Consider the following 26,634-nt stretch of genomic DNA (forward strand, 5'->3'; position numbering starts at 1 on the left):
GGAGCGGGGGCTGTGCCGTACGCGGCGCCGAGCGGGCCCTCGGGGTCACTTGGCGGTGGTGTCCAGTGCGGCCAGGGCCTGGGCCCAGCGGACGTACTTCAGCCCGGCCAGGTCGGCCACGGTCTTCACGCCGAACGCCTCGTCCAGCAGTTCGCCGTCACGGTCGGAGACACCCTTGAGGGCGGAGACGGGTGCCTGGAGTATCTCCGGCAGGGCCTTGTCCGCCCACGCCTTGTCCAGCACCTTGTCCAGATCGATCGAAGCCACGTACGCCCTCCCAGGCTGACGGTGTGTGAGTGAGGTGCGGGCCCGGGCGGAACCGCACCGGCCGGTCCGTGCGTTGACCGGTCGGTCCTGCGGCCCGGTCCCCGGGCCGTGGATCGCCGCGGTGTGCCCTGGCGGAACGCGCGGGTAGCGGGCGAAGCACACGGCCTCCTCTTTCTTCTACATGACTGTAGAAGGATAGGGGGCGCCGGCCCCCGATCGGGGCGCACCGAGGTGATCAGAGCGGGAAAGGCCGAAAACGGCCCTCTGAACGGGCGTCACCTCTCCCATCCACCCACTGTTCACCCCTCACGACGCCGACACCCTCCCGGGAAGCGGGTGAGGAGGAGACGAGCGCCACCGTCGCATTCGGCCACTTCCGGTGGTCTGTTCGCCGGTGGTCTGGGCATGCGGCAGAGGACCTTGACGCGTATGACGAGGAGAGTTACGGATGCTCGCAGCCTGGACCGGATCGTGGAGCCTGGGTTGGAGCGTCGCGATCTTCCTGGTGGCCGCGGCCGTCACCGTGGTGTGCAGCGTCCGGCTCGCGGCGCTGGGCGACACCCTCGCCGACCGGACGGGCTGGGGCGAGGCACTGTTCGGCGCGGTCTTCTTCGGGCTGATCACCTCCCTGTCGGGCATCGTGATGACGGCGGTCAGCGCGGTGGACGGCCAGCCCACCCTGGCCTACGGCAACGCGGTGGGCGGCATCGCGGCGCAGACCCTGGCGGTGGTGGTCGCCGACGCCTCCTATCGGAGGGTCAATCTGGAGCACGCCGCGGCGTCTCTGCCCAATGTGCTGTTCGGCTGCCTGCTCATAGCCCTGCTCGGCCTGGTGCTGATGGCCTCCTTCGGCCCCGAGGTCACGGTGCTCGGAGTACACCCGGCCTCACTGGTGCTGGCGGCCTTCTACTGGGGCGGGATCCGGCTGATCCGTGATCAGGAGGAGCCGATGTGGCGGGCGGTCCGCACCCGTGAGACCGTCCCGGACACGCCGGACGAGGAGCGCTTCGCCGGACGGGGCGACCGCGGCCTGTGGGGGGAGTTCCTGGCGGTCGCGGGCCTGGTCGCGCTGGGCGGCTGGGCCGTGGCCAGGGCGGCCGAGAGCCTGCTGGAGGTGACCGGGCTGAACGCGGGCTTCGTCGGCGCGGTCCTGATGGGCGGGGTCAACGCGCTGCCGGAGACGGTGACGGCGGTCGCGGCGGTACGGCGCGGAGCGGTGACCCTGGCGATAGCGGCCATCGTGGGCGGCAACTGCCTGGACGTACTCAATCTCGCCATCGGCGACCTCTTCTTCCGCGGCGGCTCCCTCTACCACGCGGCCGGCACCGACCAGCTCTTCCTCACCAGCGCCGCCCTGCTGATGACCACGGTGCTGATGGGCGGCATGCTGGTGCGGCAGAAGCGCGGCTGGCTGCGGCTCGGATTCGACGGCATCGTGCTGCTCGCCGTCTATCTGGGAAGCGTGGTCGTCCTCGCTCTCTGACAGGGCGGCTCCGGGCGCGCAGGGCCGTGCACCACAATGTGGCGCCGCATCGCGCCCCTTCCGTCACACGCCCCGTGGACGGGACGCATCACCCCGGCCGCACCGTACCCGTCGCTTCCCGACGCGGAGCCGGGTGCGCCGGCGGAACCGACCGCAAAAGCGGCGGTGGTGGTCGCCGAAACGCCGGCGTGCCGGCGGGAAGGCCGGGCGCCCGCCGCCGTCACCCGGGCCACCCACCCGCCTCGACCGGGCGATCACCGCGGACATCGCCGTGTCGCCGCGTCGCCACGGTGTTTCCGTCTCCCTGTGTTCGAGTCCCCGGCGGGACGGGGCACCGGGAAGGCCCCCGGTGTCCCGCCGGAGGGCTCAGCCCGTCGCGCAGGCGGTGCACGCGGCGGCCCGCCGCGGGTCGTAGCGGCGGCCGCACGCGCACCGGGGCCAGTCCAGGCAGGACGGGCACATGGTGTACGGGGCGGCGACGGGAACGCCGCAGGTGCCGTTGCGCCCCTCGCACTCGGGCATGGGCCGATGGGTGACGGCTTCGGCCGGGGTGCGGTCGGCGGGTGTGGCGGCGGGCGTCTCCCGGTCGTCGCCGCCCTCGGCGGCGGGCCGGGGCCGGGCCCGGCTGCCGCAGTGGGGGCAGGGCAGGTCGGGGTCGCCGGGTGTCCAGCCGTCGTCGCAGCGGGCCGGGCAGCCGCTGGGCGCCAGCAGCCAGACGGCGACATGGTCGGGCCGGTGGCCGTCCCCGTGCTCGTCCGCCTCCCTGCTCAGCGGGCGGGAGGCCCAGCCTCCCCACCAGCGGCGGTCGATGCGGGCGGTGAGCTGGGCGGTGGTGTGGTACCGCAGTTCGGTACGGATGGTGTCGACGGCGGCGGGAGGGGCGGTGCCCCCACAGGCGCGGATGACCTTGTCCGGCAGGGCGGCGAGGACCGCGCGGACCGGGTCGGCGGAGCCCGGGGCGTTCCGGCAGGCGTCGCACTGGCCGTCCAGCCAGGTCCTGGGGAGGTAGACCCGTTCCCGCCGTGCGGCCCCCTCGCCCGGCCTGCCCGCTCTGTCGGGGATCCGGGACCGGAGACCCTCCCGGGCGGCTCCGTTCCCCGGACGCGCGGGGAGCGGGGCATGGCAGGTGCGGCACAGGCCGCGGCAGGCCCGGCACCGGCCGCCCTGGGCGGACGGTGCACCGCAGCCGGGGCACTCGCGGCGGCACACGTCGCACAGGTGATCGTCGGGGTGGGGGACGGGCAGGGGACGGCTTCTGTCCTGGCAGCGCAGGCACTTCCCGGTGTCGATGTCACAGGGAGTGGGGAGGAGGGGCATGCCGGGGCAGGTGCCGCAGCGGACGACGACGCGCTCTTCGGTACGGCGAAAGATCATGCCGTGCTCTTGTCTCCTGTGGGCTGTGATCGGTCCGGTGCCAGAATGCCACGCCGCACCGACACCGGGACCGGCCCGCCCACCGGGGTCTTCCGGTCCGGTGTCCTGCCGTACCGGCCGGGCGCAACGGGCCGTCGCACGGCGGCCTCCGCACCTGTCCGCGCAGGCCCGGCCGGCCCGGCCGGGAGCGTACGATCACGCGAGGACGCCGCACAGGGCGGTGGACGTGCCGAGGCGGCGGGGAGACGAGGTGGTGGACGGATGTGGCCCCGGGTGGACGGCATGCGCGCTCTGGAGCTGGGCACGCCGGGGGGCCTGCGGGCCCGGCTGAACGCGCTCGTCCTGGCGGGGGCGAAGACCGCCACGACCGGTCTGCTCCAGGAGTACGCGCAGGAGACGGAGGGCCTGGAGTACGCGGGTGAGAGGCTGGCGCTGCTGGACGACCGCGGCCGGCGCGTCGCCACCGTCGAGATCACCGGTGTCGAGGTCAAGCCCTTCGGCGAGGTGGGCTGGGAACACGCTGCCGCCGAGGGCGAGGGGGACGCCTCCCTCGAGGAGTGGCGCGAGGGCCACCGCCGGTTCTGGGAGCGCGTCGGCACCCCGGTCACCGACCGCACCCCCGTGGCCTGCCTGGCCTTCCGGCTCGCGGGGTAGAACCGACGGGCCCGGCGTACGGCTCACGACCGCCTGCTTCGCCGGCCGCCCGGGGAGAGCGGGGCCGCGGGCGCCCGGGAGATCGACTTTCGCAACCGCGCCGGGTGAGCGACCCTGGAACAGGACGTTCGAGGGACGGGGCCGTATGAGGGCGGGCCCGACCGCCGTGGGGTTTCCGCCGGGCGTCCACGGCGGTGCGGGCGCCCGTGCCGAGCCCCTCGCCCGCGAGCCGAAGCCGCTCAACCGCCCCGGGGCACGTGGCCGGGGCGGCGCGGAGGCGAGAGAGGAGCTGCGATGCGACGCGGCGGACCTTCGGTGCTGGGAATCGTGCTGGCCGGTGGAGCGGGCAAGCGGCTGATGCCGCTCACGGCCGACCGGGCCAAGCCCGCGGTCGTCTTCGGCGGAACGTACCGCCTGGTCGACTTCGTGCTGTCCAACCTGGTCAACGGCGACATCCTGCGGATCTGCGTCCTGACCCAGTACAAGTCGCACTCGCTGGACCGGCACATCACCACCACCTGGCGGATGTCGAGTCTGCTGGGCAACTACGTCACGCCCGTGCCCGCCCAGCAGCGTCTCGGCCCCCACTGGTACCTGGGCAGCGCCGACGCCATCCTCCAGTCGCTGAACCTGGTCCAGGACGAGCGCCCCGACCACATCGCGGTCTTCGGCGCCGACCACGTCTACCGCATGGACCCGCGGCAGATGCTGCGGCAGCACATCGACGGCGGTGCCGGTGTCACCGTCGCCGGCATCCGGGTGCCGCGCGCGGAGTCCTCCGCCTTCGGTGTCATCAAACCCGGCCCGGACGGCCGGACGGTCGAGGGCTTCCTGGAGAAGCCCACCGATCCGCCGGGTCTGCAGGACGACCCCGACTCCGTCCTCGCCTCCATGGGCAACTACGTCTTCACCACCAGGGCGCTGGTGGAGTCCCTCTTCAAGGACGCCGAGGACGAGAACTCCGTGCACGACATGGGCGGCTCCATCCTGCCCATCCTCACCGAGAGCGGCGAGGCGCAGCTGTACGACTTCAACACCAACCACGTGCCCGGCGAGACCACCCGCGACCAGGGGTACTGGCGTGACGTGGGCACCCTCGACGCGTACTACGACGCCCACATGGACCTGATCGCCGAACGCCCGGCCTTCAACCTGTACAACCGCGACTGGCCGGTCTACACCCACTCCTCCCAGCTGTCGCCCGCCCGGTTCAACGCCGGGGGCATCGCGGGGGAGTCCATCGTCAGCGCGGGCTGCCTGATCCGCGGCCAGGTGACCCGCTCGGTCCTCTCGCCGGGCGTGGTGGTCGAGGAGGGGGCGGTCGTGCAGGACTGCGTCCTCCACGACAACGTGCGCGTGGGGCGCGGCGCGATCGTCAGGGGCGCGATCCTGGACAAGCACATAGAAGTACCGCCCGGCGCCGCGGTCGGGGTCGACGAGCGAAGCGACCGGGAGCTGTACTCCGTCTCGGAGAACGGTGTGGTGGCGCTGGGCAAGGGGCAGCGCGTCATGTGAGACGTACGGTGCCCCGGCTCCGGGCGCGAACCCGCCCGGAGCCGGGGCGGTGGCGGTCAGGCGGTGGTGCCGGTGACCGAGGTTTTGGACTTGGTGACGTGGTAGGTCACCTGTGCCCCGCTCCAGTAGTGGAAGGTGAGCGTCACGCGGGCGCCGTCCCTGACCTCGGCGAAGAAGTCGGACGTCAAAGTGGTGGCGCCGGCTGCGTAGTCGGGCGCGAACGCACGGTCGAACTCCTTGTAGGAAGTCCAGTCGTGGGGGCCGGCGTTGCTGCCGTCGGCGTATCCGGCCTCCATCGTGGCGAGCCTGTCACCGCGGAAGTCGGTGGGAACGGCGAACGAATCCGTCGTGCCGACCGCGTCGCGCAGGACGGGCGTGTCGTGGGTGATCAGGTCGATCCGCCAGGGCACGCCGCGTGAGAACCGTGCGTGCAGCACCGCGTTGGTGCCGTAGGCCCGGGAACCGCTCAGCCGGGTGAGCGCGGCGGCGGTGATGGTGAGCCGGTCGCCCTGGAGGGTGTAGTCCCTGCCGCGCACCAGGGCGGTGGAGCCGTGGCGCAGCCCGGTGAAGGAGGTGCCGTTGAGGTTCAGGGTGAGCGTCTTGTCGGTGACGGCTTCGCCGCGGGCGCTGAAGACCTGGTCGGAGGAGGCCGTGCCCGACCGGGTCTTCCAACTGGACCTGATCTGGGCGAACAGCTCCGGGTCGTTCCAGCGGAAGCCGGTGCGCCGGAAGTGCTGGCCGTTGTCCCACAGCATCGTGGTGATGTTCCTGATGCGGGCGTGGTACCCGAGGGACTCGAAGAACTTCAGCTTCTCGCCCTGCTGGATGGTGCCGGTGTGCCGGTCGAAGCCCAGCAGGCCGTACTCGCCGAGGATCACCGGGACGCCCCGGGCCACGAAGGTGTCGTGGACGCGGTCGAACGCGTCGGTCAGGTCCTTCCGGGCGGTGGCGTCGAAGCGCGTACCGCCCGCCACGTTCACGCTGAAGGGCCAGTAGCCGTAGTAGTGCACGGTCGCGGCGACGCGGGGGTCACCGAGGGCGTCGATGGTGTCGGCCAGTTCGTCCACCCGTGCCTGGTCGGCGGAGGTGTGCAGGGTCGGCAGGACGAGCAGGCGGTCGGCGTTGCCGCCGCCCGACCGGCGCACGGTGCGGTGGAACGAGGTATTGAGCTCGTCCAGCAGCTCCGCGTTCCGGGCGTCGCCCTGACCGCCGTTGAACTGCGGCTCGTTGACGCTTTCGAACACCAGCCCGGGCGGGTGGTCCCGGAAGGTGTCGGCCAGTTGATCCCAGATGGCGTTGTAGCGGGCGAGCACACCGGCGCGGTCGGCAGGCATGTCCGCGATCCACTGCCAGGAGTCGTGATGAATGTTGATCATGACATGGAAGCCGTCCGCCAGCGCCCAGTCGACGACCTCCTCGACGCGGTCGAGATATTCCGCCTCAAGGGCGTGATCCGGCGCCGGACCCTGATGCCCACCCCATGTCACGGGAATGCGAATGCTGTTGAACCCCTGTGCCCTGACATTGTCGAGCAGCGCCTCGGTGATACGGGGATTTCCCCAAGACGTCTCGTCGTCGCCGGTGGCATCGAGGGAGTTGCCGAGATTCCAGCCGGGCTGCATCGCGGCGACCTGGGACATCGCGGCGCTCGGGGCGCGTTTTCCGTGCCCGGCGCCGGGCACCGCCTGGGCGTCTCCGGCGGCCGGCACGCTCAGCCCGGCGAGCAGCGTGACCATGCCGCTCACCAGCAGACCGGCCCACCGGCCGGTCCTCCCCGATCTGTCGCGTAAACCGGACATCGCACTCCTCGTGGTCACATGGCACGGTGACGGGGAAAGGGGCCCGGCGCGGGTGTGTTCGCCCGTGGAGGCCCATGGGAATACCACTCGGTCGCGATGCTGGCAGCGGTGGGTCAATGGCGCAAGGGGTGGTGTGCGGGACCGGTGGAATCGCCCGCCCAGCAATATGGACTTCCGGGCAGGAATCCAGACGTTCGACCATCGGTGTTCGATGCGCGGCGAATCATCGAATGAAATTCGACGGTCGGTGGCGGGGAAATGGACCGGCCGGAACCGCGCCCGGCACGAAGGCCGGCAGGCCCCGGTGGAACGGGGCGCGCCGACCCGGACACGGTCCCGCAGCGGCCGCCGTGTTCCGCCGGGGCCGCTCAGCCAAGGGCCGGGACGAGTGGGTCGGCTCCCGGCCCTGCACGGCCGACGGGCTGCCGCTGATCGGAGCCACCCGCTCGTCGCGCGTCTTCGCCGCCGGAGGCCACGGCATGTGGGCCATCACCCCGGGGCCGGTCACGGGCCCACGGCGCCCGGAGCGGGTCGACTGCACACCGCCGCCCGGCGGAAATGGGGCCTGCCCCCGATGGCCGGGGGCAGGCCCTTCGGCCAGGATGAGGGCGACGGCCAGTGATCCGCCGCGCCGCGGCGGCGCCGTACCGGCAACTGCCCGCCGCAGGCCGGGTTCTGTTTCCCGGGTGCCCCGCGGGGGGTGTGGAAGGTGAGGTCGTGAACCACCAGGTCGCCGGCAGCGGTGCGGTCCCGCCCACGGGCCGGGGGGACGCGGCGGTGGCCGGTTCCGAGTCCACGATGCTCTCCGCCCACCGCTTCCCCGCCTGGCCGGTGTGCCGGCGATGCCCGGGAATCGCCATCGACCTGGGCAGCGCCCGTACCCGGGCCTGGACACAGGGCCGCCGCAGCGTCATCGACGCGCCCACCGTGACCTTCCCGGGCAGGGGGATCACCCATCCCGTCCAGCGGGGCACCATCGTCGACGCCGACGGCACCGGCCGGTTGCTGGAGCGCCTGCTGGGCGGCCGTACCACCCGCCTCGCCCGCCCGGTGGTCGCCGTCACCACCCCGGTCCTCAGCGACCGGCGCCACCACACCGCCGCGGTCGAGGCGCTGGGAGTGCTGCGGCCCCGCACGGTGCTGTCCGTCGAGAGCGTCAGGGCCATCGCGCTGGGAGTCCGCGCGGATCTGTCCCGTCCACTGCTGGTGGTGGACATCGGCGCGCACATCACCGAGGTGGCCCTGCTGGTCGACGGTGCCGTGAGCGCCGCGCGCAGGGCGGCCCTGGGCACCAGCGACCTCGACACGACCCCCTCGCGCGAGCTGGTCGCCCAGACCGCCGCGATGGTCACCGGCATGCTGCGCGGAAGCCGTGTTCCGCACCTCGTCGACGCGCTGGAACGCGGTCCGCTGGTGGGCGGCGGGGGCGCCCTGCGTCCGGAGGTGACCTACCAGCTCTCCGTACGGCTGAACACCTGTGTACGACCCGCTCCCCAGCCGCACATCGCGGCACTGCGCGGAGCCGCCGAGGCACTGCGCTCCACGCATGCGCACCACCGCTGAACGGGGCCGCCCCGGTCGTATCCGCCGGGCCGGCACCCTTCCGTACGGGCCGGCCTTCCGGAGACGGGCAGGGCCCGGCACCCCGCTTCGGGGTGCCGGGCCCGTGGAGGCGCCGGGGTCAGGCGGGGCGGATGTTCTCCGCCTGCGGGCCCTTCTGGCCCTGGGTGACGTCGAACTCGACCTTCTGGCCCTCCTGCAGCTCACGGTAACCCTGGGCCGCGATGTTGGAGTAGTGGGCGAAGACGTCGGGACCTCCGCCCTCCTGCTCGATGAAGCCGAAGCCCTTCTCACTGTTGAACCACTTCACGGTGCCCTTGGCCATGATTGTCTCCTTCTCCTTGAGGGGACCGGACCCGCTCTGTGGGCCCGGGAGGTGATCGCCCTGGTCCGGAGATGAGCTGAACAGCGAGAACGCCCGTGATCGTGACCACGGGCGAACGAGACTTCGGAACCACGACTGCTGTTCACGACGCTACACCGCACGGTCGGCGACCGCTACCGACGCGGCCGGGCGTGTCCCGGTGTTCCTACGGACCCGGCCCGCCGGGCGGCGTCCCTCCGGCCGTCCGGACGGGTAACCGTGTGCGTCATCTTCACGGGGCGCGAACAGGGCGAGAAGCATGGGATCGCTCCCAAAATCCATCGGAAACCCACGTCGGTTCCCGTTCCCTTCCGGAGTCGCGGTGAGAGGAACAAGAGCACCGGTCGCCCTGTTGGCCGGACTGGCCGCCTTCCTCGGCACGGGTGCCACGGGCCCGGCCGCCCACGCCGGGCCCTCCGGCGCACCGGCGGCCGGCCTCCACATCGAGGACGGCCGCCCGGTGGAGGCGGACGGCGACGACTTCGTCATGCGCGGTGTCCACCACGCCCACACCTGCCACCGGGGCGAGACGCAGTCGTTCGCCGACATCAAGGAGACGGACGCCGACACCGTTCGCGTCGTTCTCGCGAGCGGCCACCGCTGGAGCGAGAACAGCCCGGAGGACGTGGCCGACGTCATCGACCGGTGAAAGGCCAACCGGCTGATCTGCGTGCTGGAGGTGCACGACACCACCGCCGACGCTTACGCGGGCGCCTGCTCCGTCGGCCACCGGGTCGTGGGGGAGCGGGGCAGTGGCTTCCAGGGCGAGACCGTGATCCGCGACACCGGCGCCCCGCCGCCGTCGACGGTCCGAACACCGCGCCGGCCGCGTTCACGCTCAGCGGCGGGACCTGCGCCGTCTCCTGACCCGGCGGGGTGGCGACGGCGTTGTCAGTGACCGCGCCTATGTTTCCGGCCATGTCCCGCCGCTGTGGTGTGGAAGGCCCCTGAAGCATGGGAGACGGTGCGTTGTCAGACTGGGAGAGGTCGAGCACGGCACGGGTGATACCGCCCGCACGGCCGCGCAAGCTCGCCAAGGTGCCGTTCGTCGAACTGGCCGACGGACGCCTGCAGGGAGTGGTGTCCAGCGGCTCGGACGTCGGGCGGGTCTACGTCTCGTCGGTCGCCGCGGGAGACTACGCGTTCGCCTGCAGCACCAACAACAACCGGCCGTGCGGCGGCGCGCGGGGGTCGTTCTGCAACCACATCCGGGCCCTGGTCGGCGAGGCGGTACTGCAGTACGGCGCCGAGCGCGTCGCCCGCTACCTGCGGGTCGAGACCGCGCAGGAGGAGCCGGACGCGTCGGCCGTCACCACCGCCATGGCCCGCACATGCCCGCCGCAGGGCGACACCGGGGCCGCGGCGCCCGTCTTCAGCCGGTTCCTGCGTCACCTGGCCTATCTGGAACTCGCCCCGACCACCGCACCGCTGCCGGAGATGCACTGGTTTCCGCCGACCAGGGCGGTGGTGTGATGCGCGCCGATCTGCTCACCGAGCCCGTCGACGGACTCGACGAAGTCCTGGCGGCGGTCGACGCCTTCGACCAGGCCCTCGTCGCGGGCCTGGTCCGGCCCCAGCCCGGCCAGGCCGCGGCTCTGGCCGGGCTCGCCGAGGCGGTCGCGGGAACTCCACTGGCCGCCAGGGTCGCGGAGGCGGCGGAGAAGACCGCGGCCGCCTCCGCCGGCGAGGAGCACCTCACCGCCCTCGCCGCCGCCCGCACCGCACTGCTCGGATCCGTCCACGACGCGCTGACAGCCCGTCTGCAGGAGGCGACCGGCCGGGCCCGCTCCGCGGAGACGGTCCTCACGCCCGGCGGACAGCGGACGGTGAACCTGCTCGCCGCCGCCCGCTCGTGGCTGGTCGACCTGGCGCGCGCCGGATGGCGGGGCATCGACCACGATGTGGTCTCCGCGTCCGCGCAGGTCGTCTCCGCGATGCTTCCGGATCCGTCCCTGCGCCGGCAGGCCGTCCTCCTGGACGGCTTCGCCGCCGAACTCGCCGCCTCCTGTCCCGGTGCGACGCTGGAGCGCGTCCCGGTACGGCGCTGGGCCGACCTGTGGTCGCGCGCGATGCTGCTGACACTGCCCGGTGCGGCGGACGTACCCGCGGCCGGTACCGTCACCGGACGCCTCCTGCCGCTCGGCGTCGACGTGCACGAGCACGCGACCGCCGTACAGGCGCAGGTCCACGCCGTGCTCGAGCCCGCGGACGGCTCCGCCTCCCGTCTGGTGCGGGCCGCGGTGGCGGTGCCCAAGCCCGACACGGTCGTGGGGGCCGGTCTGTGGCAGCTGCTGCGCCCCCGCACATCGCTCCTGGCGGCCGTCGGGGAGGGCCGGTCGATGGACCTTGCCGACATGCCGGTCACCGCCGAGGGCGACCTCCTCTGGGACGACGAGTACGCCCGTCCGGGCGAGCCCGCCGAGGCCTTCGCCACCGCCCGTGTCGCCCTGCCCGCCGCGGCCGACCCGGCGACCGCGCCGCTGGACCGGCACCCGGCGCGTATCGCCGTTCCCGTCTTCCTGGAGGGCTACACCGCCCAGGAGGAGGACGGCGCGCTGACGTTCACCGTCGCCGGGCATCCCCTGGCCGTCGACACCGACCGGATCCCGGCCGCCGGCCCCCTCACCCCCGAGGCCGTGGCGGCGTCCGGAGCGTGTATCGGGCTCCTGCGCTGGGACGCCGGGGCATACCGGGTCCAGCCCCTGGCCGTCGAGACGACCGTGCGGAAGAAGACGGTCACGCTCCACGCGGGGGGATGGGCCGGTGGTACGGCCGACAAGGCCGGTGTCAGGGCGGAGAAGGCCGCGACCGCCGCCGTGGCAGTGCTGCGGGAGCGGGCCGGAAGGCTGCTGCGCAAATGAACGAGCACACCACCGAGCAGACCGCCGAACACACCACCGGGCGCCCTGCCGGGGCCGGAAACGCGCCCGAGCCGGACGGCGGGGCGGACCTCCACGGAAACCGCCGCCAGGTCCTGTACTGGCGGCTCCTGGCTCGTCTCTTCGACCACGAGGAGCAGCCCACGCTGGAGTCGGCGAGCCTCGCCGTCGTCGAGGACATCGGCCTGCCGTCCGCACTGCTGGACCCGCATGCCTCCGTAGACTCGATCGTGCAGCGCCACCCGGACCTGGCCGCCGAGTTCGACGGTCTGATGACGCCCGGTCCCGGCGCCGACGGCGACGCACGCGACCGGGCCGCCGAGGTGCGGCGCGCGGCACTGGCCGCGAAGGTGCTGCTGGGCGTCTTCGCCCCCGGCTCCGGCAGGGTCACCGCCGGGCAGCTGGCGCGCTGGCAGTCCGATGCCGGCTGGCTGGAGCGCGCACTCGGCTGCGGGCCGGGTGAGCTGCGCGGCGGCCGCCCCGGTACGGCCGCCGGCCCGACCGGTACCGGCGGCCCGGACGCGGCCTTCGACCTCGGCCGGCTGATCCCGGAGATCGGTCCGGAACTCGGCGCCATCGAGGCCGACCTGGTCAAGCGGATGCACCTGCGCGAGGTCCTGGCGGATCCGGAGCTGGCCGCGCGGCTGACCCCCAGCATGTCCCTGATCGAGCAGCTGCTGCGGGACAAGGACAACCTCTCGGGCGTGGCCCTGACCAATGCCAGGGCCCTCATCCGCCGCTTCGTCGACGAGGTCGCCGAAGTGCTGCGCACCCAGGTCGAGAAGGCGGCGGCCGGTGCCCTGGACCGCTCGGTCCCGCCCAAGAGGGTGTTTCGCAACCTCGACCTCGACCGCACGATCTGGAAGAACCTCACCAACTGGGATCCGGAGCAGGAGCGGCTGTACGTCGACCGCCTCTACTACCGGCACACCGCCCGCAGAACCACGCCCCAGCGGCTGATCGTGGTCGTTGACCAGTCGGGCTCCATGGTCGACTCGATGGTCAACTGCACCATCCTCGCGTCGATCTTCGCCGGGCTGCCGAAGGTGGACGTCCATCTGATCGCCTACGACACCCGGGCACTCGATCTCACACCCTGGGTCCACGACCCCTTCGAGACCCTGCTGCGCACCAACCTCGGGGGCGGCACCGACGGCACGGCCGCGATGGCACTGGCCCAGCCGAAGATCGCCGAGCCCCGCAACACCGTCGTGGTGTGGATCTCCGACTTCTACGAATGGCGGCACGAGCAGCTGCTCGAGTCCATGGCCGCCGTCCACCGCTCGGGAGCCAGGTTCATCCCGGTCGGATCGGTGACCAGCTCCGGGCGTGGCAGCGTCAACCCGTGGTTCCGGGAGCGCTTCAAGGACCTGGGCGCACCGGTGCTCTCCGGCCACATCCGCAAGCTCGTCCACGAACTCAAGACCTTCCTCACCTAGAAAGGCCCTCACATGTCCGACCTGCTGCGTGCCCCCGCCGAACTCAAGTACGCCGAGGAACTCGACTGGCTGGAGTCCGTCGACGACGCCCCCAAGCCGTTCTCCTGGCGCCTGTCGCCGAAGATGGTCCGCCTGTTCATCCTCGGTTCCGAGCGCTCCGACGGCCTGGACAGGGAGATCCCGCAGAAGTGGTTCGGCGACCGCGGTCTCGTCGAGCGGTCCATCGTCACGCTCGCCTCCGACCGCGGTCTGCTGCTCATCGGTGACCCGGGCACCGGCAAGAGCTGGCTGGCCGAGCTGCTGTCCGCCGCGATCTGCCGCAACTCCACCCTGGTGGTCCAGGGCACCGCCGGCACCACCGAGGACCACATCAAGTACTCCTGGAACGTGTCCATGGTCATCGCCAGGGGCCAGTCGCGCGAGTCGATGATCCCCTCGCCGATCATGACCGCGATGGAGACCGGTGCGATCGGCCGCTTCGAGGAGCTCACCCGCGCCACCAGCGACGTCCAGGACGCGCTCATCTCGATCCTGTCCGAGAAGTACGTCTCGGTCCCCGAACTGGACGACGAGGGCATCGTCTTCGCCAAGCCCGGCTTCTCGGTCATCGCCACCGCCAACAGCCGCGACCGGGGTGTCAACGACCTGTCCTCCGCGCTCAAGCGCCGTTTCAACTTCGTCCGCATCCCGGTGGTGACGAACAAGAGGAGCGAGGCGGAGATCGTCCGTTTCCGCACCGGGGAACTGCTGCGCCGCCACCGGATCGAGCTGGACGTGCCGCCGACGCTGCTGGACGTGCTGCTGCAGAGCTTCGCGGACCTGCGCGCCTCCTCGGCGGCGGCCGGCAGCGACGACGAGAGGCTGGAGTCCGCGTTGTCCACCGCCGAGCAGATCGGCGTGCTCGAGGACGCGATCCTGCACGGCAACTTCTTCGGCGAGCATGCCCTGACCGCCCGCACCCTGGCCTCCTCACTGGTCGGATCGCTGGCCCGGCGCGAGCCGGAGGACCTGGCCATCCTCAACAAGTACCTGCACGGTGTCGTCGAACCGCGCAGCAGGGAGGAGGGCGGCTCCTGGCCGGAGTTCCTCGAGGGCGGCCGCGACGCGATCGCCACCCTGTCGTGAGGGCCGTGAGCGGAGGAGCCCCGGAGGGAACCACCGTGGACGAGACCACCGCGGACGAGACCGCCTTCACCGCGCTGCGCACGCAACTGAGGGAAGCCGCCACGGCGTTCGCCGGAGGACCGGACGCCCTTGAGGAGATCCTGCTGGGCATCGTCGACGACATCGACCGTGCGGTGCACGAGCCGCTGGAGATCTTCCCTGTCTGCCACCACTCGCCCGCCTCGGCGACCGCGATGGCACGCCGCCTGCGCGAGAAACGGCCGAAGGCCGTGTACCTGGAGCTGTGCGAGGACATGGCGCCGCTGCTGACCGAGCTGCGCAACTGCCGGCTCCCCGTGGCGGTACAGGCGTTCGCGGCCGAGGTCGACGGTTTCCCCGCGCAGTGGTCGCCGCTGTCGGTGGTCGCGCCGATCACCGAGGCGTCCGCCGAGTACCAGGCGATCGCCTACGCGCTGGAGACCCCGGACGTCGAACTGGTCCTCGTCGACCGCTCCAGCGACCACGTCTTCCAGTGGGACGCGCGCGGGGCGCACGCCACCGGGGCCGGTTCCGGTCCCGAGGCGCCGGCCGAGGAGGAGGCCGCGCTGCACGGTGACGCGGTCGGCGTGGAGATCGGCGACCTGCGGCCCCGTTTCGCCGAACTGGAGGAGCATCTGCTGCGCCACGGGCGGGTGCGGCACTGGTCGGAGTGGTGGCACCAGTACGTCGAACTGCCGCTCGGGGAGAGCGACCACGACACCTACCGCCAGGTGATGTTCCTGATCGGCAGCCTCTTCAGGCGCCTGGCGCCCGGCGACCCCCACCGGGTGCGCGTGGACGAGGACCGCGAGCGCCACATGTGGACCAGGATGCGCAGGCACCTTCAGGAGACCGGTACCGACCCCGCGGACTGTCTCTACGTCTGCGGCGCCTTCCACGCGGCCAGCCGCGTGGCCGAGTTCGGCGTTCTGGGCGAGGACACCTTCGAGATCGGTCCGCGCACCGCCACCAGGTGGCAGTACGGCCTGATCCCCTCCAGCCACGCGGCGATCGAGGCGCAGTTCGGCCTCGCCGCGGGCTCGGTGTCGATCGCCGCGACACTCTGGGCGAAGAACCTCAGGCGCACCCGCGTGGAGCCGTACCGCCTCGCGGGACAGGCGGGGGCGGGGAGGCCGAAGGCCCGGAAGGCCGTGGCGGCCGCTCCCGCGGAGCAGGCCCCGCCCTCGGACAGGCTGACCGGCTTCCTCGGCCGGCCGCCCGTCCTGGACGGGCTGGACGAGGCGGAACTGCTGGGCTGGTCGGTGGAGATCGTGCGCGCCGCGCGCCGAAGCGGCTATCCGGCCTCCACCGCCGACGCCATCGCGGTGTTCGAGACGTCGATCCTGCTGGCCGGGATACGCGACCGGGCCAAGCCGACCCCGTACGACTTCCAGGACGCGGCCGTCACCTGTATCGAGAAGGACACCGTGCCCGGCCGGCGCGACGTGCGCCGCCTGGTGGAGATCATGATGGGTGGCGACCGGGTCGGCCGGGTCGGCTACGACGCGCTGCCGCCCCTGGCCCGCGATGTCCACGACCGGCTCGCTCCCCTGAACCTGAAACTCCAGCAGCGCGGTGTGCGCAGAGCGCTGCTGGACATGGCCGCCCGGCCGGAGCTGGAGAGCTGCTCCGACGTGCTGTGGATACTGCGCCGCCTGATGCCGCACGGTGCCGCACGGCCGATCATGGGGGAGCGGAAGCTGGGGGAGCGCCCGATTCAGGAGTCCTGGGATCTGGCACTGGGCACGCACCAGCGTTCGCTCATCGAGCTGGGCTACGAGGGCGTCAGCGTCGAGCAGGTGCTGGAGCAGCGTCTGCGCCGCACGGCGTACGACTCACGGGCCACCGCGGCGACCGTCCTCGGTGCGGTCGAGGACACGGTGCTGTATCTGCGCGGCCACCGCCTCGCCGGCGAACTGGGGGCCCACGCCCTGAAGGTGCTGTCGGCCGAGCGCAGCGTGGACGGCGCTCCGGAGGTGCTGCGCCGGGTGCGGCGGCTGCTGGCGTACTACCGCACCGGCGAACCGGTCCTGCCGCCGTGGATCGAGTCCTTCGTCAAGGCGGGATACGCGCACTACTGCACCCTGCTGCCGACGGCGTTCACCGACGACGACGCGGGCGTCCGCCAGGTGGGGGCGATGCTGGGCTTCCTGTTCGGGATGGAGAGCCTGGCGCTGTCGCTGGGGTGCGACCGGACACAGCTGGAGCTGGCCCTGGCCCAGTCCCGTCCGCGGGACCCGGCGAAGACGGCGCTGCTGTGGGCGGCCCGGACGCACCTCGGGCAGCTGACCCGCGCGCAGCTGCGGGCCAGGTGCGACGAGATGCTCGGCAACCCCATGGTGGTGCCCGCCTACCCGCGCTACCTCAGTGGTTTCCTGCACGCGCTGGAGCCCGTCCCCGGTCTCGCCGACTTCGTCGTGGAAGCCGTGTCGAACGCGTTCGCGCGGCTGCCGGACCATGTGCTCCTGCCGTGGCTGCCGACTCTGATCACCACCCTGCGCTCGGACGGCGCCGAACTGGCCCCGCTGCTGATCCGCGAGGCCGGGCGGACCTTCCCCGGACGGCTCGCGGCACTGGACGCATGGGTGCCGCCGTGGCGGGCGCGAGCGGAGCCGGAGGCCGTACGTCCGGCACGGCGCTCGGGCGCTCGGGCCTCGGGCGCGGCGCTGCTCGCCGCCCATCCCGCGGCGTGCGACGCGGTGGCCGGTCTGCTGGGCTGCGACGGCACGTGGCAGAGCGCGGAGTCCGCCCCGCCGGGCGCGGCGCTGGCCGACCGTCACCCGCGGACGGCGGTGGCACTGGAGGCGCTGCTGGCCGCTTCGTGAGGCCGATCAGGGGGTGCGGCGGCACCGGCCGCCACCGGCCGGACCGACGGGCTCCGGCCCCTTGCCGGGCCGCAGCCCCACAACCGTGCTGCCGGCCGCCGTCGCACCCCCGGTGAGGGCGGTACCGCGTGGGTGATCAAAATAGGGGGTGTTTAACATATGAGCACCGCCTAGCTCGAAAGATGAACCTGTGACTACCACCGTGGACTCGTTCACCAACTGGAAGAACCGCGAGGAGATCGCGGAGTCGATGATCCCGATCATCGGGAAGCTGCACCGGGAGCGGGACGTCACGATCCTGCTCCACAGCCGCTCCCTGGTGAACAAGTCGGTGGTCAGCATCCTCAAGACCCACCGGTTCGCCCGGCAGATCGCCGGCGAGGAGCTCTCGGTCACCGAGACGCTGCCGTTCCTGCGGGCTCTCACCACGCTCGACCTCGGCCCCTCCCAGATCGACATCGGCATGCTCGCCGCGACGTACAGGGCCGACGACCGCGGGCTGTCGGTGGATGAGTTCACCGCCGAGGCCGTCGCCGGCGCCACGGGCGACAACAAGATCAAGTGCCGCGAACCGCGCGATGTGGTCCTCTACGGCTTCGGCCGCATCGGCCGCCTCCTCGCCCGTCTGCTCATCGAGAAGACCGGCTCCGGAAACGGCCTGAGGCTGCGCGCCATCGTCGTCCGCAAGGCCGCCGGCCAGGACCTCGTCAAGCGCGCGTCCCTGCTGCGCCGCGACTCCATCCACGGTCAGTTCCAGGGCACGATCACCGTCGACGAGGCGAACAACAAGATCATCGCCAACGGCAATGAGATCCAGGTGATCTACTCCGACGACCCGACGGCGGTGGACTACACCGCGTACGGCATCAAGAACGCCATCCTCATCGACAACACCGGTAGGTGGCGCGACCGGGAGGGGCTGTCCAAGCACCTGCGCCCCGGCGTCGACAAGGTCGTCCTGACCGCGCCGGGCAAGGGCGACGTCCCCAACATCGTCCACGGCGTCAACCACGAGACGATCAAGCCCGACGAGCGGATCCTGTCCTGCGCGTCCTGCACCACCAACGCGATCGTGCCGCCGCTGAAGGCGATGGCCGACGAGTACGGCGTCCTGCGCGGCCACGTCGAGACCGTCCACTCGTTCACCAACGACCAGAACCTGCTGGACAACTACCACAGGTCCGACCGCCGCGGCCGCTCGGCGCCGCTCAACATGGTCATCACCGAGACCGGCGCCGCGTCCGCCGTCGCCAAGGCGCTGCCCGGCCTCGACGCGAAGATCACCGGCAGCTCGATCCGCGTCCCCGTGCCGGATGTCTCGATCGCGATCCTCAACCTGCAGCTCGCCCGCGAGACCACCCGCGAGGAGGTCCTCGACTACCTCCGCAACGTGTCGCTGACCTCGCCGCTCAAGCGCCAGATCGACTTCATCAGCGCCCCCGACGCGGTCTCCAGCGACTTCATCGGCTCGCGCAACGCCTCGATCGTCGACGCCGGCGCCACCAAGGTCGAGGGCGACAACGCGATCCTCTACCTGTGGTACGACAACGAGTTCGGCTACTCCTGCCAGGTCGTCCGCGTCGTCCAGCACGTCTCCGGGGTCGAGTACCCCACCTACCCGGCCCCGGCGGTCTGACCCCGGCTGTTCGGTTTCCGCGCCCCGCCCGGTCCGGCGACCCGGCGGGCGGGGCGCGGCATCGGCTCTTTCCGGACGAGAAGAGGGACCGGACGCGCCTACGGCGCCGGACAGGAGTCCACCGCGCCGAGACCCGTGACGCCGGACGACGGCACCCGCACCTCGCCGGTCCCCGTCCCCGTCCCCGTCTCCGTCCCCAGCACCAGCCCCGCCCCGGCGCGCCGCCTCGAGGTCCGCCGGGGCGCCGGAGGGCCGGGCGAGACCCGCGGGCTCCCGGCGGTCCCCCCACTCCGGCAGGGCGTGTTCCGGGCGGTGGCGGGGCGGATTCCGGGCGTTGCCGCCCGCATCGCGCATCGGCCCGCGCGGCGGCCGGGAAGTGGGCATGATGGCGGGGGGAGGGATGACCCATGAGCGATGCCGACGCCGAATCACCGTCCGCCCGGGCCGCGACGGCCCTGGCCCGCACCGCCGACTGCGCGGTCCCGCTGCCGCGAACCTTCCGGAACACCCCCTACCAGGGCATACGGGGGACCGAACTCGACGGCGAGATCACCGGGTTGGAGTCCCTCCTCGAACAGCTGCCGGAATCCGGCACGACCGCGGCCCGCCTGAGGGCCAGACTCGGGACGCTCCGGTCCGTCAGGTTCGTCCTGGACGGGGCCGCGGAGGACCGGAACGCGGCCGTGCCTCTGCTGCAGGAGGCTCGGGGCTCGGAACGGCTCTGTGCCGAGGAGCGCACGGCTGCCTCCAAGAGCCTGATGCTGCTGCTCGCCTCCCGGGTGGCTCCGCTGGGGCAGGCCGTGAGCGAGGCGGAGGCACTGACCGTGGACCTGGTCAGGGCGGTGGCGGGCGCGGGCACTCCGGAGGAGCGGGGAGGCGACGGGACACTGGAGGACATGCGACTGCTGCTGCGATTGGGCGCCGAGGCCGGTCTCCTGGCCGAAGCCCCGTTTCGGCAGGAGGACATCCTGCGGCTCGCCGGTTTCCTCATGGATCCGGGGAGGGTCGGCGACCCCGGATCGATGGCCGAGGCGGCGGAGCTGGTGCGGAGGAACGCCGGTCTGCTTCCGCGGCCGCTGCGCCCTCTGCTGGACGGGGCACTCTCGATGCTGGGCACCTTCTCAAACCGCCCCGCCGAGCCGGGCGCGCCGGAGCGGGCCGAGATCCCGTCCGACGAGATTCTGCAGGACGCGCTGCATCTCATGGCGGTCGTCGGGGTGTCGGACCCCGGGGCGGTCGGCAGCGAGGAGCTGAGGAAGGTCATCGGCCGACTGGACAGTGGGCCGGAAGCCTCGCCGTCCTCACGCATGACCGCCGCCATGCTCCACATCACGGAGGGAATGCGCACCCGCGACAGGGAGGCGTTCCGCTCGTCGCTGCGTATCCTGCGGCAGCTCGACGAGGCGGGCGAGCTGCGGGAACCGGCCGACAGGGAGTGGCTCCAAGCCGTCACCGCGGGCAACCTGGAGGTGGCCGCCGCGACGGGCGGCAGCCTCCAGGACGAGGAAGCCGCCATGGCCCTCATGGAGAGCCTGCTCTCCCGGGCCGCTCCGGACATCCCCGTGCCGGCCGAGCTGAGGGCCGGGGCCGCGTGCCTGCGGATCAGGAACCGTCTGACCGCCGCACAGGAGAACGGGGACGTCACGGCCGTGGACAGGCTGATCGAGGAGCTCCTCGACCTGGACCACGAGCTTCCCGAGCCGTCGGTCTGGGGCGGTGCCCTCGTCCCGTTCATGCTGGGACTGGCCCATCTGACCCGTGCCTTCCTCACCAGGGACGTGCGCGACGTCCGCAAGGCCGGGGTCCACATCGAGGAAGCCCTGGAGGCACCGGTGGAGACCCCGGCCATCCGCGACCTGCTGGACTCGGGCTGGGCGGCGGCGTTCTCCCTCAGCGGCGCACTCGAGTCCGATCCCGGCCGTGTCGCCGAGGGGATCCGCCGCACCCGGTCCGTGCTGGGACGGGCTGGGATCACCTTCGACTTCGAGGCCAGAACCCGCGGCCTGGTGGCGAGCGGTCTGAGCCTGCTGCACCGCCTCACCGGTGATGTCGCGGCCCTCGACGAGGCCGTCGGGGAAGTGCGCGAGGCCCTGGCCGCCCTTCCGCCCGGGGGCACGCCCGTCAGCGCCTCTCTGTACTGGGACCTCGCCTCGCTGCACGCCGACCGGGCGGCCGCCCGCCCCGGCACACCGGAGGCGGACGAGGACCTGCTGGCCGCGGTGGCCGCCGCGCGCGACTCGCTGCGCGCGACCGCCGCCGACGTTCTGCTGCAACTGGGGGTGCGGCACGGACTGCGTGTGGCACGCCAGGGCGCCGACCACGGTCGCGTCGCCGCCTCCTGGGCGCTGCGCGTGGGCCGGACGGAGGAGGCGCTGGCCTGCCTGGAGGCCGGCCGTTCGCTGGTGCTGGGCGCCGCGGCCGAGTCCAGGGGCGTCGCCGACCGGCTCGAGGCACTCGGCGCGGCCGACCTCGCCGCACAGTGGCGCGAGGCCGCTCCGGCACCGCCGCCCCTCCGGCAGGAGGAGGCCGAGTCCCCCCTGAAAGTCCTGTCCGCGCTCACCGGCGGCACCCCCGGACTCCCCGGCGACGTCCGCAGCCGCGCACTGGAACTGCTGCGCGGGCAGCAGGGCCGCACCGACGAGCAGTCACCCTCCGAAACGGTCGCCGGGCTCCGCGCCGGCCTGGCGCGGGCGGGTGTCGACGCCCTCGTGCACCTGCTTCCCGGAACCGGCGCGGAGGACGGCGCGCTTGTCGTCACCACCCCCGCCGGGCCCGTCCGGGCCGTGCCCCTGCCCGCGCTCTCGCAAGAGGGACGCGGGGCGGTCGACGCCTTCGTCCGGGCCGGCACGGAGCGGCAGCGACTGCTCGACACGCCGTTCGACGCGGTGTCGCCGCAGGAGCGGAAACGGGTCGCCGGACGCCGCCGCCAGGCATTCGAGGAGGTGTGCCGGTGGGCGGGGGAGGTGCTGTCCCCCGTACTGGACGCTCTCGGCCTGTGGGAACGGGCTCTGGCCGAATCGGGCCTGGGAGCGGAGCCGGGCGGTGGCGGGACGGGGCCCGAGGCGGTGCGGCTCGTTCTGGTCCCGTGCGGGGACCTCGGCGTGGTGCCCTGGCCGGCGGCGGTGCTGCGCCCGCCGTCCGGGCTCGCCGGCCCGGACACGGTGCGGGCGTGCGAGGTCGCCGTGGTCTCCCACGCCGCCTCCGGCCGTGAGTTCCTCCGCTCCTCGGCCCGCAGCCGTATGAGCCCGAAGGAGCGGCCCGCGCTGGTCTACCACGGCGACGACAGACTGGCCTGGGCCGAGGACGAGATCAGGCTTCTGCATCAGTTCTACTACCCCCGGGCGGAGCGCCGCCTGGACGAGGACGACGCCGCCGGGCCGGCGACGCCCGAAGCGGTCCTGTCGCTGCTCGGCGGCCGTGCCGAGGCGCCCGCCTCCATGCTCCACCTCTCCTGTCACGGCATCGCCGGCCCGGACCCGACGACCTCGGCGCTGAAACTGGCCCCTGCCGAGGAGGCCGGGGGGACGGACCGGCCGCTGACTCTGACCACCCTGCTGGAGGCCCCGCACGACGGTGAGGCGTACCGCTCCCGCGGTCCTCTGGTGGTGTGCGGGGCCTGCGAGACCGACCTCACCACCCGTGACCACGACGAGGCCCTCACCGTCACCTCCGTCCTGGTCCACCGGCTCGCGGCCGATGCCGTCGGAGCCCGCTGGGCGGTGGACGACGGGGAGTCGGAGATCCTGATGCTGGTGCTGCACGACCGGATCACCGCGGGGCTGGCGCCGCCGGACGCGCTGCGCGCCGCCCAGCGCTGGATGCTCACCGAACCCGGCCGCCGATTTTGCGTCCGTGCCCTGGAGAAGGTCCGTCCCGCCCGGTGGAACAGGGACTTCTGTGACACGGACACCTGGGCCGCGTTCGTCCACCACGGAAACCCGGCGGGAGGAGCCAGGCCGTGACGCCGAAGGAACTGATCGCGCTGCTGCTGGCCCAGGGCGAGTCCGTGGCCGCCGCACTCCGGGACGACGAACGGGAGGAGGCCGCCGGCGCTCTGCGCGAACTGCGGGCGGCGGTGGGCGACGACCACGCCGCCCGGGCGGCCCGCGCCGCGCGCCGGCTGCGCAGGGCGCTGTCCGCTCTCCCGCCCGAACACCCGCTCTCCGAAGCGCTGGCGGGCCACCGTTACGCCGGCGGCGCCGGCGGCCGGGAACTGCCCGCTCCCGCCGCCGTCGACACGTTGCTGGACCTGCTCGACGGCCCTCCCGCGGAGCCGGCCCCCGAACAGCTGCTGAGACTGGCCAGAGAGCGTCTGCTCGCCGCTCCCGCCCTCACCGAGCGGGAGCGCTGCGGACTCCTCACCGAACAGTGGGGCGACACCGGCCTGATCCGGCTGCCCGACCCGCGCTCCGGCCCGCGCTACCCGCGTTTCCAGTTCCGGCCGGGCACGCTCGAACCCCTTCCCGTCGTGCTGCGCGTCAACGGGATCCTGCGCGCCGACGTGGACCCCTGGGGGGCCGCCGACTGGTGGCTGGGCGGGAACAGCTGGCTCCGGGGCGTTCCGGCGGAACTCCTGGGCGATCTGCCCGACGAGGAGATCGAACTCGCCGCCGCCGAACTGGTGGAGGCCGACTGATGGCGCTCCAGATCCCGCCCGACGGAGTCACCATGGCACCGGTCCTCACCGTGCTGCCGGCCGGGACCCTCCTCTGGCGTCTCCACAGCGACCGTTACGGTCCGGCCGAGTTCAACCCCCGCCTCGCGCACGGCTATTTCAAGGGCAACCGCTTCGATGCCATGGAGCCGGACGGATACCCCTATCTCTACGCGGCCCTCGAACCGGTGGCCGCTCTGGCCGAGGTCTTCCTGCGGTCCAGGGAGTTCGAGAACCGCACCGCCGTCCGGATGATCCCCTGGGCACAGGCGTCGCGGTACCGCCTCTCGGCCGTACGCACCGCGGCCGACGTCACCCTTGTCGACCTCACCACGGCCGAGGGGCTGGCCGCCGTGTGGCAGGACGAGTGGCTGGTGGACTGCGAGGAGCGCGAGTACGACAAGACGCGCTACTGGGTGCAGTTGATCCGCAGGCACAGCGCCGCGGCCCAGGGCCTGTGCTGGACCTCCAAGCGCTGCCGGCCCCGCAGGGCCCTGCAGCTGTTCGGCGACCGCTGCGCACCCGGGACACTGGTCCGGATCCCGGAAGAGAGCTACCGCCTGGAATCCGCCACCGACCTCAAGGAGGTCAACCGGCTGCTGGAGCCGCTGCGGGCGCAGGTATCCGTGCCCGAGGGCCTCGGAGGCTGACGGGCGCGACACGACACCCGCCCCCGCCGTGCCTCTCAAGGGGCGAGGCAGGGGCGGGTGTCGGCCGTTTCGTCCCCCCTCCTCGGGGTCTCCCCTAGAAGGCCGGCCCCTGCCGGGTCGCCGGCAGCAGAGGCCACTTGCCGGACAGCCGCATGGCCGCCTCGGTCACCGCGGGATCCGCGGCCTCCAGGCTCACCCCGTCCAGGTAGGCGTGCGCGGCGGCCTCGTAGAGGTCGCGGGCCGCCCGGGCGCGGTCCTCGGCCGCGGCTCTGCGCTCCTCCCGCCGGGCCTCGGCCGTGTCCGCCGTGCTCTGCGCCAGCTCCGCCTCCACCACGCTCAGTTCACGCTCCCGCAGCAACTCGGCACGGCGTTCCACCGCGGTGCGGTACGCGTTGAGGTGGGGGTGTTCCCTGCACAGCCCCAGCAGGAAGCCGATACCGCCCGAGAGCAGGAGCAGGGCGACGAAGAGCCAGGTGACGGTCTGCGGCGCCAGATCCAGCCGGTCGATCAGGCTGGTGGACGCCGCGCCGCCGGCGGCGGGGTCGGTGAAGCCCTCGGGAGTTCGGGGCGCCCCGGTGTCCTCCTCGGTCTGCATCACGTATCCGGCGCGGACCGTACCCAGCAGACAGGCCAGCGCGGCCCACACGGCCAGCAGGAGGAACGCCGGGACCCATGCCTGCCGGACGGCTCCCGTCTCCGGGCGCCGCCGCAGGACGTGTCCCGCCAGATGCGGCAGAAGCACCATCAGGATCGCGGAGGAGACGGCCAGCATGCCTGTCTGGGCGTCCGCGCTGATGCTGCCGATGCCGTGGAAGGGCTGGTAGGCCACCCAGTAGATGGGGACCTCGACCGCGAGGATCACGCCGAGCAGCGCCCAGGTCATCCAGCCGGGGATACCGGGCCGCTTGTGAAGGCCCTCCCACGCGCGGGCCAGGCCCGTCCCCGTGTCCGGGGTGTTCCCCGGGGGCTCGGAGCGCCGTGGTGGTTCGGGCGCTCCTTGCAGGGTGACCCAGTCGGGGTCGGTGTTCGCCTGCCGGGCTTCGCCGGTGTCCGGGGCGGCGCCGTCGCCGGGCCCCCGGGGGGTGGGGACCTGTGTGGAGGGAGCGGGGAAACGGGCGCGGATCCATCGCTCCTCGAGCCGGGTGCGGACGGAGTCGCGGAAGCGGCTCCACCGGGACGCGCGCATCGCCAACAGGTCCAACTGCCTTGTCGTGGCGGCGATCTGCTCCTGTGTCTCGGCCAGCCGCCGGTCGATCAGTTCGGTCTCCCGCCGCAGCCGCTCGGCCTCGGCCTGCGCGTGTGCGTCGTCGAACCTGGCCTGTTCCTCGGCGTGGTGCGCCTCTTCGGCGATCTCCCGGATGACCCGGTCCCGTACCGACGCCAGTTCGGCGAAGTGGGGGACGCGGTCGTCACCCTGGAGCACCAGGGGGTCCAGCGCTCCGTGCCCGGCGGCCTCGCGGCCCCGCCGGCGGGAGGCTTCCAGGAGTTTCTGCTCGGCGCGCTCGTCCAGCACCAGGGGACGCCCGGTGCCCGTCGGCGAGGGGGCGCCGCGGAAGCGCGGGGCGCTCCCCCGGCTCCGGCGGCCGGCGGAGGGCAGAGCCGGGAGCCGCCGCCGCCTCGGCCGGGGCGGCTCACTTGTAGTCGTGGTGGACACGGGCCTTGGCCCTCCCTTCGAGAACCTCCGTCCAGAAGGCCTGGAAGTCCTCGGCCTCGCCCGGGCGGGAGTCGTACTGCATGCCGAGGCCGACCGGGTAGATGTCCATGCCTTTTATGGCGGGCATCCCACGTTCCTCGACCAGGGAGTCGATGGTCTCCCCCCGCTGCCGGGCGGTGGAGAGGTCCGCCCGCGAGATCCGGAAGTCCGGGTCGGTCTGGGCGAAGTCGCTCACCACCAGCAGCTTGGCCGCGGGCCCCTTCGGGGGCATCTCCTCGCCGATGCGGTCCAGAGCGCCCCACACATCGGACCCGCCCTGCGTACGCGCGCACTCGAGCTCTTCGAGGGCACGGCTCGCCGCCGTGGTGCGTGCGCGGGCGCGCAGGCTCTCCTGGTCGGTGGTCTCCTTGTGCGGAGGGTCGAGATCGACGCGCTCCACCCGGCAGGACGAGCTCTGCGACGATCGTGTGATGGGGGCGAACTCGACGGTGCCGCACCCCTGTTCCTCGAGGAAGGGCAGAAGGGTGCTCTTCAGCTTGGCCTCCGCGTCGAACCCCTTCTCGTTCGAGGCGCCCGACCCCGACCCGTCGACCACCACTCCGCACGGGGTGGTGAGGGGATCGGGCTGGGAGGTGCAGGAGACCAGGGCGGTGAGCAGCCCCAGCGCGGGAGCCAGGGCGGCCGTGCGCCGGGCGCGGTGCGGTCGTCGGCCGGCGTGGACTGAGCGGTGCACGGTGA

General features: G+C 72.7%; 20 protein-coding genes and 1 pseudogene. 15 read left to right on the forward strand and 6 right to left on the reverse strand.

What is annotated here, in order from left to right; all coding sequences use genetic code 11:
* Positions 1-45: 45 nt before the first annotated feature.
* Positions 46-267: a hypothetical protein gene (locus tag BM237_RS07795; protein ID WP_093848785.1), complete on the reverse strand. Its 222-nt coding sequence runs from the start codon at positions 265-267 to the stop codon at positions 46-48.
* Between the two features lie 448 nt (positions 268-715).
* Here BM237_RS07795 and BM237_RS07800 point away from each other — a divergent pair, with 448 nt between their 5' ends.
* On the forward strand, positions 716-1,750 hold the full coding sequence (locus BM237_RS07800) for a sodium:calcium antiporter (RefSeq protein ID WP_093848786.1): 1,035 nt from the start codon (positions 716-718) through the stop codon (positions 1,748-1,750).
* 366 nt (positions 1,751-2,116) lie between these two features.
* On the opposite strand, the gene BM237_RS07805 is transcribed toward BM237_RS07800, so the two are convergent.
* Entirely contained in the window at positions 2,117-3,124 is a 1,008-nt protein-coding gene (locus tag BM237_RS07805) for a hypothetical protein (protein ID WP_093848787.1), read from the reverse strand.
* A 282-nt stretch (positions 3,125-3,406) separates the two neighbouring features.
* On the opposite strand from BM237_RS07805, the gene BM237_RS07810 reads away from it, so the two are divergent.
* Complete coding sequence (locus BM237_RS07810; RefSeq protein WP_217655811.1) at positions 3,407-3,778, forward strand: ASCH domain-containing protein; 372 nt, start codon at positions 3,407-3,409, stop codon at positions 3,776-3,778.
* 294 nt (positions 3,779-4,072) lie between these two features.
* A complete protein-coding gene (glgC, locus tag BM237_RS07815) occupies positions 4,073-5,293 on the forward strand; it encodes a glucose-1-phosphate adenylyltransferase (RefSeq protein ID WP_093848789.1) in 1,221 nt (406 codons plus the stop codon).
* A gap of 56 nt (positions 5,294-5,349) precedes the next feature.
* Here the strand turns inward: glgC and BM237_RS07820 are convergent, their stop codons facing one another.
* Complete coding sequence (locus tag BM237_RS07820; protein ID WP_093848790.1) at positions 5,350-7,092, reverse strand: cellulase family glycosylhydrolase; 1,743 nt, start codon at positions 7,090-7,092, stop codon at positions 5,350-5,352.
* A gap of 230 nt (positions 7,093-7,322) precedes the next feature.
* On the opposite strand from BM237_RS07820, the gene BM237_RS30245 reads away from it, so the two are divergent.
* Both BM237_RS30245 and BM237_RS07830 read left to right on the forward strand, forming a co-directional pair.
* Positions 7,323-7,805 carry an FAD-dependent oxidoreductase gene (locus BM237_RS30245; protein ID WP_281253905.1) on the forward strand — a complete coding sequence of 161 codons (483 nt, stop codon included), beginning with the start codon at positions 7,323-7,325 and terminating at the stop codon, positions 7,803-7,805.
* Positions 7,806-7,890: 85 nt separating this feature from the next.
* A complete protein-coding gene (locus tag BM237_RS07830) occupies positions 7,891-8,655 on the forward strand; it encodes a rod shape-determining protein (protein WP_093848916.1) in 765 nt (254 codons plus the stop codon).
* Positions 8,656-8,773: 118 nt separating this feature from the next.
* Here the strand turns inward: BM237_RS07830 and BM237_RS07835 are convergent, their stop codons facing one another.
* Complete coding sequence (locus BM237_RS07835; protein WP_010040284.1) at positions 8,774-8,977, reverse strand: cold-shock protein; 204 nt, start codon at positions 8,975-8,977, stop codon at positions 8,774-8,776.
* Between the two features lie 298 nt (positions 8,978-9,275).
* Between BM237_RS07835 and BM237_RS07840 the strand changes: the two are divergent.
* From BM237_RS07840 to BM237_RS07885, 10 genes and pseudogenes are all read left to right on the forward strand, one after another.
* A pseudogene (locus tag BM237_RS07840) lies at positions 9,276-9,728 on the forward strand (hypothetical protein); the annotation flags it as partial.
* Positions 9,729-9,970: 242 nt separating this feature from the next.
* Positions 9,971-10,489: a hypothetical protein gene (locus BM237_RS07845; RefSeq protein WP_093848791.1), complete on the forward strand. Its 519-nt coding sequence runs from the start codon at positions 9,971-9,973 to the stop codon at positions 10,487-10,489.
* Positions 10,459-11,877 carry a hypothetical protein gene (locus BM237_RS07850; protein ID WP_093848917.1) on the forward strand — a complete coding sequence of 473 codons (1,419 nt, stop codon included), beginning with the start codon at positions 10,459-10,461 and terminating at the stop codon, positions 11,875-11,877. The genes BM237_RS07845 and BM237_RS07850 overlap by 31 nt, the downstream gene beginning before the upstream one ends.
* Positions 11,874-13,334 (forward strand): VWA domain-containing protein, encoded by a 1,461-nt coding sequence (locus BM237_RS07855; RefSeq protein ID WP_245793476.1) that lies wholly within the window; start codon positions 11,874-11,876, stop codon positions 13,332-13,334. The genes BM237_RS07850 and BM237_RS07855 overlap by 4 nt, the downstream gene beginning before the upstream one ends.
* A 12-nt stretch (positions 13,335-13,346) precedes the next feature.
* Complete coding sequence (locus BM237_RS07860) at positions 13,347-14,459, forward strand: ATP-binding protein (RefSeq protein ID WP_093848792.1); 1,113 nt, start codon at positions 13,347-13,349, stop codon at positions 14,457-14,459.
* A gap of 35 nt (positions 14,460-14,494) precedes the next feature.
* Positions 14,495-17,302 carry a DUF5682 family protein gene (locus BM237_RS07865; RefSeq protein ID WP_093848793.1) on the forward strand — a complete coding sequence of 936 codons (2,808 nt, stop codon included), beginning with the start codon at positions 14,495-14,497 and terminating at the stop codon, positions 17,300-17,302.
* A 190-nt stretch (positions 17,303-17,492) separates the two neighbouring features.
* The gene (locus tag BM237_RS07870; RefSeq protein ID WP_093848794.1) at positions 17,493-18,938 is read left to right on the forward strand and encodes a glyceraldehyde-3-phosphate dehydrogenase; all 1,446 of its coding nucleotides are present in this window, start codon (positions 17,493-17,495) and stop codon (positions 18,936-18,938) included.
* Between the two features lie 407 nt (positions 18,939-19,345).
* Complete coding sequence (locus tag BM237_RS07875) at positions 19,346-22,900, forward strand: CHAT domain-containing protein (protein ID WP_093848795.1); 3,555 nt, start codon at positions 19,346-19,348, stop codon at positions 22,898-22,900.
* A complete protein-coding gene (locus tag BM237_RS07880) occupies positions 22,897-23,574 on the forward strand; it encodes a hypothetical protein (protein WP_093848796.1) in 678 nt (225 codons plus the stop codon). The genes BM237_RS07875 and BM237_RS07880 overlap by 4 nt, the downstream gene beginning before the upstream one ends.
* Complete coding sequence (locus BM237_RS07885; protein ID WP_093848797.1) at positions 23,574-24,242, forward strand: RES family NAD+ phosphorylase; 669 nt, start codon at positions 23,574-23,576, stop codon at positions 24,240-24,242. The genes BM237_RS07880 and BM237_RS07885 overlap by 1 nt, the downstream gene beginning before the upstream one ends.
* Before the next feature lie 94 nt (positions 24,243-24,336).
* Here the strand turns inward: BM237_RS07885 and BM237_RS07890 are convergent, their stop codons facing one another.
* Together BM237_RS07890 and BM237_RS07895 are read right to left on the reverse strand one after the other, a co-directional pair.
* Positions 24,337-25,896 (reverse strand): hypothetical protein, encoded by a 1,560-nt coding sequence (locus BM237_RS07890; protein ID WP_139238070.1) that lies wholly within the window; start codon positions 25,894-25,896, stop codon positions 24,337-24,339.
* Positions 25,874-26,629 carry a hypothetical protein gene (locus BM237_RS07895; protein ID WP_093848799.1) on the reverse strand — a complete coding sequence of 252 codons (756 nt, stop codon included), beginning with the start codon at positions 26,627-26,629 and terminating at the stop codon, positions 25,874-25,876. The genes BM237_RS07890 and BM237_RS07895 overlap by 23 nt, the downstream gene beginning before the upstream one ends.
* Positions 26,630-26,634 lie beyond the last annotated feature (5 nt).

This window comes from Streptomyces mangrovi (genome assembly GCF_900114215.1).
GTDB classification, from domain to species: Bacteria; Actinomycetota; Actinomycetes; order Streptomycetales; family Streptomycetaceae; genus Streptomyces; species Streptomyces barkulensis.

Bases quoted from the DNA above. Each gene is read 5' to 3' on its own strand.
- BM237_RS07800 (WP_093848786.1), top strand. From the start codon at position 716: ATGCTCGCAGCCTGGACCGGATCGTGGAGCCTGGGTTGGAGCGTCGCG.
- BM237_RS07805 (WP_093848787.1), bottom strand. From the start codon at position 3,124: ATGATCTTTCGCCGTACCGAAGAGCGCGTCGTCGTCCGCTGCGGCACC.
- BM237_RS07810 (WP_217655811.1), top strand. From the start codon at position 3,407: ATGCGCGCTCTGGAGCTGGGCACGCCGGGGGGCCTGCGGGCCCGGCTG.
- glgC (WP_093848789.1), top strand. From the start codon at position 4,073: ATGCGACGCGGCGGACCTTCGGTGCTGGGAATCGTGCTGGCCGGTGGA.
- BM237_RS07820 (WP_093848790.1), bottom strand. From the start codon at position 7,092: ATGTCCGGTTTACGCGACAGATCGGGGAGGACCGGCCGGTGGGCCGGT.
- BM237_RS30245 (WP_281253905.1), top strand. From the start codon at position 7,323: ATGAAATTCGACGGTCGGTGGCGGGGAAATGGACCGGCCGGAACCGCG.
- BM237_RS07830 (WP_093848916.1), top strand. From the start codon at position 7,891: ATGCTCTCCGCCCACCGCTTCCCCGCCTGGCCGGTGTGCCGGCGATGC.
- BM237_RS07835 (WP_010040284.1), bottom strand. From the start codon at position 8,977: ATGGCCAAGGGCACCGTGAAGTGGTTCAACAGTGAGAAGGGCTTCGGC.
- BM237_RS07845 (WP_093848791.1), top strand. From the start codon at position 9,971: ATGGGAGACGGTGCGTTGTCAGACTGGGAGAGGTCGAGCACGGCACGG.
- BM237_RS07855 (WP_245793476.1), top strand. From the start codon at position 11,874: ATGAACGAGCACACCACCGAGCAGACCGCCGAACACACCACCGGGCGC.
- BM237_RS07860 (WP_093848792.1), top strand. From the start codon at position 13,347: ATGTCCGACCTGCTGCGTGCCCCCGCCGAACTCAAGTACGCCGAGGAA.
- BM237_RS07875 (WP_093848795.1), top strand. From the start codon at position 19,346: ATGAGCGATGCCGACGCCGAATCACCGTCCGCCCGGGCCGCGACGGCC.
- BM237_RS07885 (WP_093848797.1), top strand. From the start codon at position 23,574: ATGGCGCTCCAGATCCCGCCCGACGGAGTCACCATGGCACCGGTCCTC.